15 protein-coding genes are annotated in these 13,507 nt (G+C 68.9%); 10 read left to right on the plus strand and 5 right to left on the minus strand.

The genetic code is table 11. The features are described from left to right. Positions 1-81 precede the first annotated feature (81 nt). Positions 82-348 carry a hypothetical protein gene (locus RBB84_RS05280; RefSeq protein ID WP_006550968.1) on the minus strand — a complete coding sequence of 89 codons (267 nt, stop codon included), beginning with the start codon at positions 346-348 and terminating at the stop codon, positions 82-84. Between the two features lie 114 nt (positions 349-462). On the opposite strand from RBB84_RS05280, the gene RBB84_RS05285 reads away from it, so the two are divergent. After that, complete coding sequence (locus RBB84_RS05285; RefSeq protein ID WP_006550969.1) at positions 463-1,227, plus strand: siderophore-interacting protein; 765 nt, start codon at positions 463-465, stop codon at positions 1,225-1,227. 15 nt (positions 1,228-1,242) lie between these two features. On the opposite strand, the gene RBB84_RS05290 is transcribed toward RBB84_RS05285, so the two are convergent. Continuing rightward, on the minus strand, positions 1,243-2,430 hold the full coding sequence (locus RBB84_RS05290) for a multidrug effflux MFS transporter (RefSeq protein ID WP_024100634.1): 1,188 nt from the start codon (positions 2,428-2,430) through the stop codon (positions 1,243-1,245). An 85-nt stretch (positions 2,431-2,515) separates the two neighbouring features. Here RBB84_RS05290 and RBB84_RS05295 point away from each other — a divergent pair, with 85 nt between their 5' ends. After that, a complete protein-coding gene (locus tag RBB84_RS05295; RefSeq protein WP_006550971.1) occupies positions 2,516-3,454 on the plus strand; it encodes a tyrosine recombinase XerC in 939 nt (312 codons plus the stop codon). A 66-nt stretch (positions 3,455-3,520) separates the two neighbouring features. Then, entirely contained in the window at positions 3,521-5,047 is a 1,527-nt protein-coding gene (locus RBB84_RS05300; protein ID WP_024100635.1) for a MinD/ParA family protein, read from the plus strand. 98 nt (positions 5,048-5,145) lie between these two features. Here RBB84_RS05300 and RBB84_RS05305 read toward each other — a convergent pair whose 3' ends face one another. Beyond that, complete coding sequence (locus RBB84_RS05305) at positions 5,146-5,649, minus strand: M23 family metallopeptidase (protein ID WP_024100636.1); 504 nt, start codon at positions 5,647-5,649, stop codon at positions 5,146-5,148. A 308-nt stretch (positions 5,650-5,957) separates the two neighbouring features. Here RBB84_RS05305 and rpsB point away from each other — a divergent pair, with 308 nt between their 5' ends. From rpsB to RBB84_RS05335, 6 genes are all read left to right on the plus strand, one after another. Then, on the plus strand, positions 5,958-6,800 hold the full coding sequence (rpsB, locus tag RBB84_RS05310; protein ID WP_060650992.1) for a 30S ribosomal protein S2: 843 nt from the start codon (positions 5,958-5,960) through the stop codon (positions 6,798-6,800). Between the two features lie 130 nt (positions 6,801-6,930). Continuing rightward, positions 6,931-7,755: a translation elongation factor Ts gene (gene tsf / locus RBB84_RS05315; RefSeq protein WP_006550975.1), complete on the plus strand. Its 825-nt coding sequence runs from the start codon at positions 6,931-6,933 to the stop codon at positions 7,753-7,755. 197 nt (positions 7,756-7,952) lie between these two features. After that, positions 7,953-8,681: a UMP kinase gene (gene pyrH / locus RBB84_RS05320; RefSeq protein ID WP_006550976.1), complete on the plus strand. Its 729-nt coding sequence runs from the start codon at positions 7,953-7,955 to the stop codon at positions 8,679-8,681. Positions 8,682-8,709: 28 nt separating this feature from the next. Beyond that, complete coding sequence (gene frr / locus RBB84_RS05325) at positions 8,710-9,267, plus strand: ribosome recycling factor (RefSeq protein WP_024100638.1); 558 nt, start codon at positions 8,710-8,712, stop codon at positions 9,265-9,267. Between the two features lie 2 nt (positions 9,268-9,269). Beyond that, positions 9,270-10,208, plus strand: a complete 939-nt coding sequence (locus RBB84_RS05330) for a phosphatidate cytidylyltransferase (protein ID WP_064256256.1) — start codon at positions 9,270-9,272, stop codon at positions 10,206-10,208. A gap of 7 nt (positions 10,209-10,215) precedes the next feature. Then, a complete protein-coding gene (locus RBB84_RS05335) occupies positions 10,216-10,962 on the plus strand; it encodes a class I SAM-dependent methyltransferase (RefSeq protein WP_064256255.1) in 747 nt (248 codons plus the stop codon). A gap of 12 nt (positions 10,963-10,974) precedes the next feature. Here the strand turns inward: RBB84_RS05335 and RBB84_RS05340 are convergent, their stop codons facing one another. Continuing rightward, positions 10,975-11,808, minus strand: coding sequence for a CoA ester lyase (locus RBB84_RS05340; protein ID WP_064256254.1), 834 nt, complete (start codon positions 11,806-11,808; stop codon positions 10,975-10,977). A gap of 136 nt (positions 11,809-11,944) precedes the next feature. Here RBB84_RS05340 and rlmN point away from each other — a divergent pair, with 136 nt between their 5' ends. Beyond that, the gene (rlmN, locus tag RBB84_RS05345) at positions 11,945-13,054 is read left to right on the plus strand and encodes a 23S rRNA (adenine(2503)-C(2))-methyltransferase RlmN (protein WP_024100641.1); all 1,110 of its coding nucleotides are present in this window, start codon (positions 11,945-11,947) and stop codon (positions 13,052-13,054) included. A gap of 91 nt (positions 13,055-13,145) precedes the next feature. Here the strand turns inward: rlmN and RBB84_RS05350 are convergent, their stop codons facing one another. Further along, a complete protein-coding gene (locus RBB84_RS05350; protein ID WP_024100642.1) occupies positions 13,146-13,394 on the minus strand; it encodes a DUF2631 domain-containing protein in 249 nt (82 codons plus the stop codon). Between the last annotated feature and the right edge of the window lie 113 nt (positions 13,395-13,507).

Raw genomic sequence — 13,507 nt, forward strand, 5'->3', positions numbered from 1 at the left:
GCGAAGGAGTCGTGACCGTATGTTCACAGACTCCGAGACGTTTCGCGGGGACGCGCGAGGGTGAATTCGGAGGAGGACCGCCTACTCGGCCGAGGTGTCGGCGGTCGGCTCGTCCTCGACGTACCAAGCGCGGTCCTCGCGGTCCCATTTCACGGCACCGCGGTGGGCCTTGCGGAACTCCTTGAGGACGGCGCGGTCGATCGAGGGGTGGCCGTTGTCGTTCACGTAGATCCACTCGGAGCCGAACTTGGCCTCGATCGCGTCGACCATGTCGGTCTGGGTGACCCTGCGTTCGGTGGTGATGATGTCGGTCATCCATGTGGCGATGTCGGCCGCGGTGGTGCTCATGTTCTCGAGCCTAGAGCCTCGCCGATCGTGACCTCCCCGCCGCACCCCGCGACAGAGTACGGTGACGCGAGATAGGTAACCCTAATAGGAGGTTCGGTGGCACGGAAAGCGCCCATGGGGACGACACTCACGGTTCTGCGGACCGAGGCGATCGGCGAGCACTTCGTCCGCGTGGTGCTCGGCGGAGACGGCTTCGGCGAGTTCCAGGCCCGTGCGGAGACCGACAGCTACGTGAAGATCGAGCTGCCCGCGGGGGACGAGACGGTCGTCCGCACCTACACCGTCCGGCGCGTGGACCCGGACGCCGGGGAGATCTGGATCGACTTCGTCGTGCACGGCGACGAGGGTGTCGCGGGGCCGTGGGCTCGCTCGGTGCAACCGGGCACGCAGGTCGTGGTGCGGGGACCCGGCGCGGGATACCGGCCCGATCGCTCCGCCGACTTCCATCTGCTCGCCGGCGACGAGACCGCGATCCCTGCGATCGCGACTGCGCTCGAGGACCTGCCCGCCGACGCGCGGGGCGCGGTCTTCCTGGAGGTCATCGGTCCAGGCGACGAACTGAAACTCGACGCGCCGGCGGGTGTGGACATCACGTGGCTCCATCGCGGTGTCGCGGCCGGTGACGCCGGTGCCGACCTGATCGACGGCAACTCGCCGCTCGTCGCAGCGGTGAAGGCCCTGCCCTGGCCGGGCGGCGACGTGCAGGTCTTCGTGCACGGTGAGGCCGAGGCCGTCATGAAGCACATCCGGCCGTACCTGCGGAAGGAACGGGCCGTACCGCCGGCACGCGCGTCGATCTCGGGTTACTGGCGTCGCGGACGCACCGAGGAGGGCTTCCGCGTGTGGAAGAGCGAACTGGCGGCCGTCGAGAGCAACTGACGGCGGCGGTTCGCGTCAGCTCGAGGACTCGCGCGCCGGCACCGCGGCCGAGTCACGCGCCAGCACCGCAGCGGAGGTGAGCGCGAGTCCCGAGCACACGACGATGGCGACGGCCATCGGGATACCTGTGCCTTCGCCGCCGAGCCCGACGAGGGGGGAGACCACGGCGGCGAGACCGAACTGGGAGGCGCCGATCACGGCGGAGCCCGTACCGGCCGCCTTCGGGACCTGCGACTGGGCCAGCGCGGTGGCGTTGCCCAGCGTCAGGCCCATCATGCTGATCGCGACGAACAGCAGCGGCAGGATCAACGCCGCGACGTAGCCGACGACGACCATCGTCAGCAACAGCAGGGCGCCCGCCGTGAACATGGTGGTCACACCGAAGAGCAGCAGTGTCCGCACCTCGAACCGGCCGATGAGGCGGGTGTTGACGGCATTGGCCAGCACGAGACCGGCCGAGTTCACGGCGAACACCATCGAGAACTGGCCGGGGCTCAGACCGAGGATGTTCTGGGTGACGAACGGCGAGGCCGAGATGTACGAGAACATGGCGCCGAAGCCCAGGGCCATCGCGGCGGCGTAACCGACGAAGCGTCGCTGCCGGAGGACGTACCCGAAGTTGCCGGCCATCGTCTTCAGACCGCCGCCGTGCCGCTTCTCCGGCGGCAGGGTCTCCGGGACGAACGCGAAGGCGCCGACGGCCATCAGGACGGCCAGGCCCGTGAGCACCCAGAAGATGCCGCGCCATCCGATCGGTCCCAGCAGCACACCACCGAGCAGAGGAGCGGCGACGGGCGCGATGCCACCGATGATCATCATCAGGCTGAACAGCTTGGCGGCCTGATTGCCTCGCGCCCGGTCGGCGATGACCGCCCGGGCGAGGACGATGCCGGTGCCGCCGCTGAAGCCCTGGACCAGACGCGCAGCGATCAGGATCTCGACGGTGGGTGCCATCGCGCAGATCGCGCTGCTCACCGCCAGGACGATCGTGCCGGCGAGGATCAGCCGTCGACGGCCCCAGCCGTCCGACAGGGGACCCACGAGCAGCTGGCCGAGTCCGAGACCCGCCATGAACGTCGTGAGTGTGAGCTGGACGCCGACGGTCGAACTGCCCAGGCTCTCCGCCATGACGGGAAGTCCCGGGAGGTACATGTCCGTGGCGAGCGGCGCGATCGCCGACAGCAACGCCAGGGCGCACAACATCGGTACCGGGATCGTTTTGTTCACGAAAGCACCTTAGTCGGCGCGGGCCGTTGCACCCGAGGCGGTCGTGCCGCACGGTAGACCCATGCGAGGCAAGGAATCCGACATGCTCCCCGCGACGCTGGACGTGCACCTCGGGGACTTCGTCGACCACCTCCGCCTCGAAGGCAACCGCTCGGAACACACGATCCGCGCCTATCGCGCCGACATCCGTTCGCTGTTGCAGCACCTCGCCGACCGGAATCCCGATGCGCGCATCACCGACCTCGACCTCGATCTGCTGCGATCCTGGCTCGCCGGGATGGTGGCGGCGGGAGCGGCCCGCACCACGCTCGCGCGGCGCACCTCGTCGGCACGCGTCTTCACGGCATGGCTCGTACGCACCCGCCGACTCGACGCCGATCCGGCGACGCGTCTGGTCTCGCCACGTCCGCACCGCTCCCTGCCCGCCGTGCTCCGCGACGACCAGGCACTGGAGATCATGGAGGCCGCGAAATCCGGTGCGCGTGAACTCGATCCCGTCGCACTGCGTGACCGGGTGATCGTCGAGCTGCTCTATGCCACCGGAATCCGGGTCGGTGAGCTGTGCGCGGTCGACATCGACGACGTCGACGCCGAGCGGCGGGTCGTCCGGGTTCTCGGCAAGGGCGACAAGGAACGGATCGTTCCCTACGGAGGTCCCGCGGCAGAGGCGCTCGACGCGTGGCTGCGTCACGGACGCCCGCATCTCGCACGACCGTCGTCGGGTGCGGCGCTGCTGCTGGGCAAGCGTGGTGGCCGGATCGATCAGCGGCAGGTCCGGTCTGTGGTGCACGACGCCGTCTCGTCGGTGCCGGGCGCACCCGACCTCGCACCGCACGGCCTGCGGCACAGTGCTGCGACGCACCTGCTCGAAGGGGGAGCGGACCTGCGCGTGGTCCAGGAGGTGCTGGGCCATTCGAGTCTGGCCACCACGCAGCTCTACACCCACGTGTCGGTGGCGCGTCTGCGCGCCGCGCACGATCAGGCTCATCCCCGCGCCTGATCGGCCTGCCCGAGAAGCCGTCCCGGTTTGATAGCGTGCGCCGGCACCATCGAATCGGGGGAACAGATGAGACGCAACGAACCGGGTCCTGCCGTGCCCGCCTGGCTGCAGGACCCACCGGAATCCGGAACCGACCACGCGCGACGCGGCCTCCGCCGCGCGGCCAGAGTCGCCGAGACGCTCGGCTCCTCCACTTCGCCTGGCGACGGTGCGATTCCGCCCACTGCCTCCGCTCCGATCGAGATGACGGCCTCCGTGCCTCTCGGCATGGCGTTGCGGCCCCGGATCAGCGCAGACGACCCGGAGCCGGAGGCGTCCGAACCGCTCGTCGCGCACAAACCGGCGCGACCCGAGAATCCGGTGCTCCCATCGTCGGAGCCCGAGGCGGCGGTCTCGGCAGCGACCGATGCGGTGGTTCCGGAAGCCGTGACCGAACCCGAGCCTGAGCCCGTCTTCTCGGAAGCGGCACCCGAAGCCATGGAGACGCAGCCCGACACTGTGGCACCTGCACCTGCACCTGCACCTGCACCTGAGGTGTCGGGCCCGGAGACTACGGAGGTCGCTCTTGGACCGGTCGAACCCGAGGTCTCGGGCCCGCTACCGGCGCGAACGGACGCTCCGGTCGACGACCTGCAACACGAGGCCCATCGGTTCGACCATCAGCCGTCGAATGTCGACCTCGCGTCGGGAGTGCTCGTCCGCAGGTCACGACGTTCCACGCGGCGGTGGCGGGAGCGGGTCGACCGGCTGACCGGCGGCAGGCTCGACGGAGGAGGCAGTGAGCGCCGCGAGGAGCTCGTCGCCCGGATCCGCCAGCCGATCCCGGGCGACTACCGGATCGCGGTGCTGTCGCTGAAGGGCGGGGTGGGAAAGACCACCACGACCGTCGGGCTCGGGTCGACGTTCGCGTCGCTGCGTGGCGACTGCGTCATCGCCGTCGACGCGAATCCGGACTTCGGCACCCTCGGGCAGAGAATTCCGCAGCAGACCACCTCGACGGTGCGGGACCTGCTCGCGAACGCGTCGAACATCCGCCGGTACTCGGACGTGCGTGCCCACACCTCCCAGGCGCCGAGCCGGCTCGAAGTGCTCGCGAGCGAACGCGATCCCGCTGCCTCCCAAGCGTTCAGCGAGGAGGACTACCGCCGCGTCGTCGGCATTCTGCAGGTCTACTACAACGTGATCCTCACCGACTGCGGGACCGGGATCATGCATTCGGTTATGCGGGGCGTGCTGGACCTGGCGAACACCCTCGTCCTCGTCGCCTCACCTGCGGTCGACGCGGCCCGCAGTGCGGCGGCGACCCTCGACTGGCTGCAGGCGCACGGCTACTCCGACCTGGTCGAACGCACGGTCGTGGTGATCAGCTCGCCGCGCCCGGGTGCGGCGAGCATCGACATGGACGCGCTGACCGCGCATTTCCTCGCGCGGTGCCGGGCGGTGAAGGTGCTGCCCTTCGACGAGCATCTCGCCGAGGGAGCCGAGATCGATCTCGAACGCCTCCGCCCCGCGACACGCACGGCGTTCGTCGAACTCGCCGCGATGGTCGCCGACGACTTCCCTGCACTGTCGGGTCGACACGCGGGGCGTTAGTCGGGTCGACACGCGGGGCGTTAGTCGGGTCGACACGCGGGGCGCTAGTCGGGTCGACACGCAGTGCGCCAGGCGAGGCGCACGGGCCCCGGGACGTCTCATACCGGCAGCAGGCGGATCACCGGGCGCTCGACGAGGGGCAGCGGGTCGAGATAGTCGTCGCGGCCGCGTCGGAGTCCCCAGTGCAGGCATGCGGGGGAGGCGCAGCCATCGTGACCGGCGACGACGGTGCCGATGGGATCGCCCCTCGTCACCCGGCGACCCGCGGCGACCGCCGCCTCCACCGGCTCGTAGGTGGTGCGCAGCCCGCCCTCGTGATCGACGGAGACCACAGGCTTCCCGGCCACGACACCGGCGAACGCGACGACGCCGTCACCGGCGGCCACGACGGTCTGCCCCACGTGTGCGTCGAGGTCGACACCGCGGTGACCGGGGAGCCAGTTCTGCTCGGGCGGGTCGAACTGCCGGCTCACGACCGGCCGGGGATCGAGCGGCCACACGAACCGTCCGGCGTCGGCCGATCCGGGTCCCGGCGCAGCGGTGAGCACGACGACCACGGCGATCACGACGGCGAGCGACCGGAGGGGAGCGGTGAGGAGCATGCCCGCCAGCCTCGTGAATCGGAGTCGCTGCGCACCAGGGGGGCGACGCGATCTGTGGACAACTCCGGATCCGTCCACAGGTTCGGTGACTCCCGGTTAGGGATCCGCGCCTGCTCCGCGTACACTTGTCGGGCGGTCTGTATACGCAGATCGACTTCGCGCGTCCGCGCATCGATGCCGACCCGTTTCTCCGGGCCGCATCGGCAATGGCCGTCGGCCGGTCCCGCAAGGGTTCGACGGGCATGTGGGCGCCAGGGCGGGGATCGGAAGATCCACCGCGGAAACCGACACGAAAGAGAGAAACAGGCATGCCTGTTGTGACTATGCGGCAGCTGCTCGACAGCGGCGCCCACTTCGGACACCAGACCCGTCGCTGGAACCCGAAGATGAAGCGGTTCATCTTCACCGACCGCAACGGCATCTACATCATCGACCTGCAGCAGACCCTGACGTACATCGACAAGGCGTACGAGTTCGTCAAGGAGACCGTCGCTCACGGTGGAACCGTGCTGTTCGTCGGCACCAAGAAGCAGGCTCAGGAATCCATCGCCGAAGAGGCTACCCGCGTGGGCATGCCCTACGTGAACCAGCGCTGGCTCGGCGGCATGCTCACCAACTTCTCGACCGTTCACAAGCGCCTGCAGCGCCTGAAGGAGCTCGAGTCGATGGAGCAGACCGGCGGCTTCGAGGGACGCACCAAGAAGGAAATCCTCATGCTCACGCGTGAGAAGAACAAGCTGGAGCGCACCCTCGGCGGCATCCGCGACATGGCGAAGGTTCCGTCGGCGATCTGGGTCGTCGACACCAACAAGGAGCACATCGCCGTCGGTGAGGCCCGCAAGCTGAACATCCCGGTCATCGCCATCCTCGACACCAACTGCGATCCGGACCTCGTCGACTACCCGATCCCGGGCAACGACGACGCGATCCGTTCCGCAGCGCTGCTGACCAAGGTCGTCGCTTCCGCCGTCGCCGAGGGCCTGCAGGCCCGCGCCGGCAAGAGCAGCGACGCCGAGGCCAAGCCCGAGGCCGGCGCCGAGCCTCTCGCCGAGTGGGAGCAGGAGCTGCTCGCGCAGGCCACCCCCGCCGCCGACGCCGAGGCGCCCGCAGCGGACGCAGCCCCCGCAGCAGACGCGGCCCCCGAGGCCTGATTCGTTGCCCGGCCCCGACCTTCCGATCGAGAGATCCTGGTCGGGGCCGTCGCATCGCGGCCCGAGCTCATCCGCGCGATAGGGCCGCCCCCAGAGACTTTTCCACCACAGACACAGGAGGCTCGCTTCCATGGCGAACTACACCGCCGCCGACGTCAAGCGTCTCCGTGAGCTCACCGGCTCCGGAATGCTGGACTGCAAGAACGCTCTCGCCGACAACGACGGCGACTTCGACAAGGCCGTCGAGCAGCTGCGCATCAAGGGTGCCAAGGACGTGGGCAAGCGCGCCGAGCGCTCCACGGCCGAGGGCCTCGTCGTCGCCAAGGACGGCGTTCTCGTCGAGCTGAACTCCGAGACCGACTTCGTCGCCAAGAACGACGAGTTCCAGGCTCTCGCCGACAAGGTCGTCACCGCTGCCGCACAGGCCCGCGCGAACGACGTCGAGGCACTCAAGGCCGTCGAGGCCGACGGCAAGACCGTCGACGCCCTCGTCCAGGAGCTGTCCGCGAAGATCGGCGAGAAGCTCGAGCTGCGTCGCGTTGCCGCTTTCGACGGTCAGACCGCCGTCTACCTGCACAAGCGTGCTTCCGACCTGCCGCCGTCCGTCGGCGTGCTCGTCGAGTACACCGGTGAGGGCGACGCTGCTGCAGAGGCCGCTCGCGCTGCCGCCATGCAGATCGCCGCTCTGAAGGCCAAGTACGTCACCCGTGACGAGGTTCCCGAGGACATCGTCGCCAACGAGCGTCGTATCGCCGAGGAGACCGCCAAGGCCGAGGGCAAGCCGGAGCAGGCTCTGCCGAAGATCGTCGAAGGCCGCGTCAACGGCTACTTCAAGGATGTCGTCCTGCTCGAGCAGGCGTCCGTGACGGACTCGAAGAAGACCGTCAAGGCGATCCTCGACGAGGCCGGCGCGAACGTCGTCCGCTTCGTGCGTTTCGAGGTCGGCGCCAGCTAGTTCTTCCACTCCACGACCCCGTCGGTGCTGCTACCGGCGGGGTCGAGGTGTGTCGGGCCACGCCGCCTCGGGGCACGGAGGCGCTCGCGCGTGCTGCGCGGTGACAGGTGTGGCGTGTCTATCCGCCCGATCTCGGTTCCCTCGAGCGGATGAGGCAGGATGATAAGGGCCGATTCATGCGCAACCAGAGGAGAGTCATGTCCGACCACGCCCACGATCGGCCCGGATTCCGCCGGGTACTGCTCAAGCTCGGCGGCGAGATGTTCGGCGGCGGCAAGGTCGGACTCGACCCGGACGTGGTGACGACGGTGGCCCAGCAGATCGCGGAGGTCGTGCGCGGTGGCGCCGAGGTCGCCGTCGTGATCGGTGGCGGCAACTTCTTCCGCGGCGCCGAACTCCAGCAGCGCGGTCTCGAACGCGCGCGGTCCGATTACATGGGCATGCTCGGCACGGTCATGAACTCCCTTGCGCTGCAGGACTTCCTGGAGAAGGAAGGCATCGACACCCGCGTGCAGACCGCCATCACGATGGGGCAGGTCGCCGAGCCCTACCTGCCGCTGCGTGCGCGCCGCCACCTCGAGAAGGGGCGTGTGGTCATCTTCGGTGCCGGCATGGGCATGCCGTACTTCTCCACCGACACCACCGCCGCGCAGCGCGCCCTCGAGATCGGCGCCGAGGTCGTCCTCATGGCGAAGGCCGTGGACGGCGTCTACTCCGACGACCCCCGCACGAACCCGGATGCGGTGCTGTTCGAGGAGATCACCCATCGCGAGGTCATCGAGCAGGGCCTCAAGGTCGCCGACGCGACCGCCTTCAGCCTGTGCATGGACAACGCCATGCCGATCATGGTCTTCAATCTGCTGACCAAGGGCAATATCGCCCGAGCCATCGCCGGTGAGAAGATCGGAACACTCGTACGGTCATGAACGGACAACGGAACATGGAGGAACTGCCGTGATCGATGAAGCCCTCTTCGAAGCAGAAGAGAAGATGGAGAAGGCCGTCACGGTGGCCCGGGACGATCTGGGTGGCATCCGGACCGGTCGCGCGAACCCGGGCATGTTCAACCGCATCGTCGTCGACTACTACGGGGCTCCCACGCCGATCACGCAGATCGCCAGCATCAATGTTCCCGAGGCGCGCATGGTCATCGTCAAGCCGTACGAGGCCTCGCAGCTGAACGCGATCGAGACCGCGATCCGCAACTCCGATCTCGGTGTCAATCCCACCAACGACGGCAACATCATCCGCATCTCGGTCCCGCAGCTCACCGAGGAGCGTCGCCGCGAACTCGTCAAGCAGGCAAAGGCCAAGGGCGAGGACGCCAAGGTCGCCGTGCGCAACGTCCGCCGCAAGGCGATGGAGGAACTCGGCCGCATCCAGAAGGACGGCGAGGCCGGCGAGGACGATGTGAACCGCGCCGAGAAGGAACTCGACAAGACGACCGCCAAGTACGTCGGTCAGATCGACGAGTTGATCAAGCACAAGGAAGCCGAACTGATGGAGGTCTGACAGTGGGTCGAGCCGACGGGTCCTCCGACCCGCAGCTTCCATTCGGTGCCGGAGCCGACTCCGGTGCCACCCCTGCAGACCCGGCACCGGCCCCCGACCCTGCGTCGGAGCCGGTGAAGAAACCCTCACGGGCGGGACGCGACCTGCCGGCCGCCTTCGCGGTCGGCGGGGGTCTGGGTGCGCTCGTCATCGGGATCCTGCTGTTCGCCCCGAAGGCGTGGCTCGCCGTCGTCGCGATCGCCATCGGCATCGCGACCTGGGAGGTCACCAAGCGTCTGCGTGAAGCCGACGTGCTCGTCCCCAGACTGCCGCTGCTGGCCGGTGGTCAGGCGATGATCTGGCTCGGGTGGCCGTACGGCACAACGGGTGTGCTCGGCGCGTTCGCGGGCACGGTCGTCGTGACGATGCTGTGGCGCCTGTTCGACCACGGTCTCGTCGCGCAGCCACGCAACTACCTGCGCGATACCGCTGTCGCGGTCTTCGTCGCCGCCTGGTTGCCGCTGCTGGCGTCGTTCGCGACCCTCATGGTCCTCGAGGATCAGGGCGCGCAGCGCGTGTTCTGCCTGATGCTCGTGTGCGTGGCGTCGGACATCGGTGGCTACGCAGCGGGCGTGCTCTTCGGTAAGCACCCGATGGTGCCGGCGATCAGCCCGAAGAAGTCCTGGGAGGGGTTCGGCGGGTCGCTCGTGGCGTGCGTCGCCGTCGGCGTCCTCACGGTCATGCTTCTGCTCGACGGCCCGTGGTGGGTCGGTGTGATCCTCGGTGCGGTGCTCGTGTTCACGGCGACGGCCGGAGATCTGATCGAGTCGCAGGTCAAACGCGACCTCGGTATCAAGGACATGGGCACCTTGCTGCCCGGTCACGGCGGCATCATGGACCGGCTCGACTCGATCCTGCCGTCGGCCTTCGTCACCTGGCTGATCCTCACGGCCTTCGTGTAGTCGGCCGATGGTGCGTCCGTCGAAGCTTCGTGCGCCGAAGTCGGGAAATGGTGTGATCGCCAGCCCCAACATCTGGCACTGGCCCGAGGTGTACGAGGAGGAGAACCGCGCGCAGGACCCCCGCGGCGCCGTGTACGCGGCGCTGCGGGAGGCCGCGGACTGGATCGGCCGCCACGTCGTCGACGTCGGGTGCGGTTCGGGTTTCCACCTTCCGATGTTCGCGGCCGACGCACGCACGGTGACCGGAATCGAGCCGCACCCGCCGCTGGTCGCCGCGGCCCGCACCCGCGTGAAAGGTCTTCCGTCGGTCACCGTGACGGAAGGCTCCGCCGCGGACATGCCGCTGCCTGACGCCTCGGTCGATCTCGTCCACGCCCGCACCGCCTACTTCTTCGGCCCCGGGTGCGGCGCCGGAATCCTCGAGGCCATGCGGGTGCTGCGTCCCGGCGGGGCGCTCGCCGTCGTCGACCTCGACGCCACCGCCCATCCCTACGGCGACTGGATGCGCGACGACCTCCCGCACTACGACCCGGCCGCGGTCGAGGCGTTCTTCGAGGCGCAGGGATTCGATCTGCGCCGCATCGACACGCTGTGGGAGTTCCCGGACCGCGCGACCCTCGAGCGGGTGCTCGGCATCGAGTTCGCACCCCGCGTCGCGACCCGGGCGATCCGGGAGACACCCGGCACGACGCTCACCGTCCGCTACCGGCTGCACGTGCGCCGCAGACCCATCGGTGGCCTGGAACTGAGCTGAGACCGGTCAGCGCTACCGGCCGATACCGAACATCCGCGCCAGCTCGGTGATCTTCTTCGCCTTCGCGAGGTTCGGCAGGTCGCTGCCGTCGCGGACGTTGCGCCCGTCCTCACCGAGCTTGTCGATGATGCCTTCCGCCCAGTCCACGTCCGTGCTGTTCGGGCTCAGAGCCACGTTCGCGTACGACGCGCGTTCGCCGGTCATGCACAACTTGCCGGTCATCCCCATCGAGCGCGTCAGCTCGGCCTCACGTTCGAGGACCTCGGGATCGTCGCTGAGTGTGGGTCCGTCGATGGGTCCCGGCAGGCGCGCGGCGCGGCTCGTGATGACCAACCGCGATCGCGCGTACGCCATCGCCATCGGGCTGTCGCTCATGCCGGTGTCGCGCCGGAAGTCGCCGCTGCCGAAGACCAGGCGGAAGGTTCCCTCCGCGCGGGCGATCTCGGGAGCCGCCTCGAGACCCATCGCCGACTCGATCAACACGAGGATGCGCGTGCCCTCCGGCAGCAGGTCGGCGGTGGCCTCGACCTGGTGACCGCTCTCCGCCTTCGCGAGCATGACGCCCTGCAGGCCCGATAGGCCGGCGAGCGCGGCGAGATCGTCGGCCCAGAACGACGTGGTGGCGTCGTTGACCCGCACCCAGGCCTTCCCGCCCTCGCGCAGCCACGCCACGATGCCGTCGCGAGCGGCGGGTTTGGCCGCGGCGGGCACGGCATCCTCGAGGTCGAGCACCACCGCATCGGCGGGCGAGCCGGCGGCGGCGTCGAAGAGATCGGGGGAGCGGCCCGGAACGAGCAACCACGAGCGTGCGACTTCGGGAGCGACGAGACCGGTCATGATGTCCATGCTCCCGTATTCCCCCTCCGCGCCCGGGTGACTCGGCGTGAGGGAGACCGAGCGGTGCCACCGGCACAGGAATGGGGGCGAGTATCACAGCGACGCCCGGACCCATCCGTCCCGGATCATGGGACAATAGGTGATTATGGCTTCTTCCCTGCCCCTGGTCTTCGATGCACCCAAGCGTGGTCTTCCGCCACGCCATCTTGCCGACCTCGACGCAGATCAGCGTCGTGATGCGGTGCGCGAACTGGGGCTTCCGGCCTTTCGCGCCGACCAGCTCGCCCGCCAGTACTACGGGCGGCTCGAGGCGGATCCGGTGAAGATGACCGATCTGCCCGCCGCCGTCCGCGACAAGGTGGGGGAGGCGTTGTTCCCGCCCCTGCTCAGCGCGGTCCGGCACATCGCGTGCGACGGAGGCGAGACTCGCAAGACCCTGTGGCGCGCCCACGACGGCACCCTGCTCGAGAGCGTCCTCATGCGCTATCCCGACCGCGCCACGCTGTGCATCTCCAGCCAGGCCGGATGCGGCATGGCATGCCCGTTCTGTGCGACCGGCCAGGGCGGTCTCGACCGCAACCTGTCGACGGCCGAGATCGTCGACCAGGTGCGCGCGGCTGCCGCTGCCCTGCGCGACGGTGACGTCGCCGGCGGACCGGGACGGCTGTCGAACGTCGTGTTCATGGGCATGGGCGAGCCGCTCGCGAACTACAAGCGCGTGGTCGCGGCGGTGCGGCGCATCACCTCACCCGCTCCCGAAGGCCTCGGTCTGTCGCAGCGTTCGGTCACCGTCTCCACCGTGGGACTCGCACCGGCCATCCGCCGCCTCGCCGACGAAGGACTCAGCGTCACCCTCGCGGTGTCGCTGCACACCCCGGACGACGAACTGCGCGACACCCTCGTCCCCGTCAACAACAGGTGGTCGGTCGCCGAGGTCCTCGAGGCGGCGCGGTACTACGCCGACAAGACCGGCCGGCGCGTCTCGATCGAGTACGCCCTCATCCGCGACGTCAACGACCAGCCGTGGCGCGCCGACATGCTCGGCAAGAAGCTCCACAAGGCTCTCGGGTCGCTCGTGCACGTGAACCTCATCCCGCTCAACCCCACCCCGGGTAGTGAGTGGGACGCCAGCCCGAAGGACGTCGAACGTGAGTTCGTGCGGCGCGTGCAGGCCCAGGGCGTGTCGTGCACCGTGCGCGACACCCGCGGTCAGGAGATCGCCGCGGCCTGCGGTCAGCTCGCTGCCGAGGGCTGAGCCGACAGATGTGGCAGCCGAGCTGAGCCGACCCCCGACAGACACGAAAGGCCCGTCCGGAGAATTCCGGACGGGCCTTTCGTCGATGGACCTAGCGCAACCGGCGCCGGCGCACCGCGTCGCGCGCGACGATGAACACGAGCAGGGCCGCCGAGCCGATCAGGTACAGGCTCTCCACGTGGCCTTCGTGGTTGCCGATCAGCATCAGCAGCAGGAACACCGCCACGATCAGGGCCATGACGCGGAAGAACCTGGGGGCTTCCCCGCTCCAACCCCACTCGGCGGACGGCACTTCCGCCGCCACATCACCACGAGTGGACTGCAACTCGGTACCGGCCACGGTTTCCTCCTGCTCACCAGATGCTGCTGTTGCTGCTTATCGTGACATACGACCCCGCGTCGTACGAAGCGGGGCATGCGTGCGGTGCGTTCGGACGGGTGGAAGCCGGGCGG

The sequence above is a fragment of the Rhodococcus sp. D-6 genome (assembly GCF_040256695.1).
Lineage (GTDB): Bacteria > Actinomycetota > Actinomycetes > Mycobacteriales > Mycobacteriaceae > Rhodococcus > Rhodococcus pyridinivorans.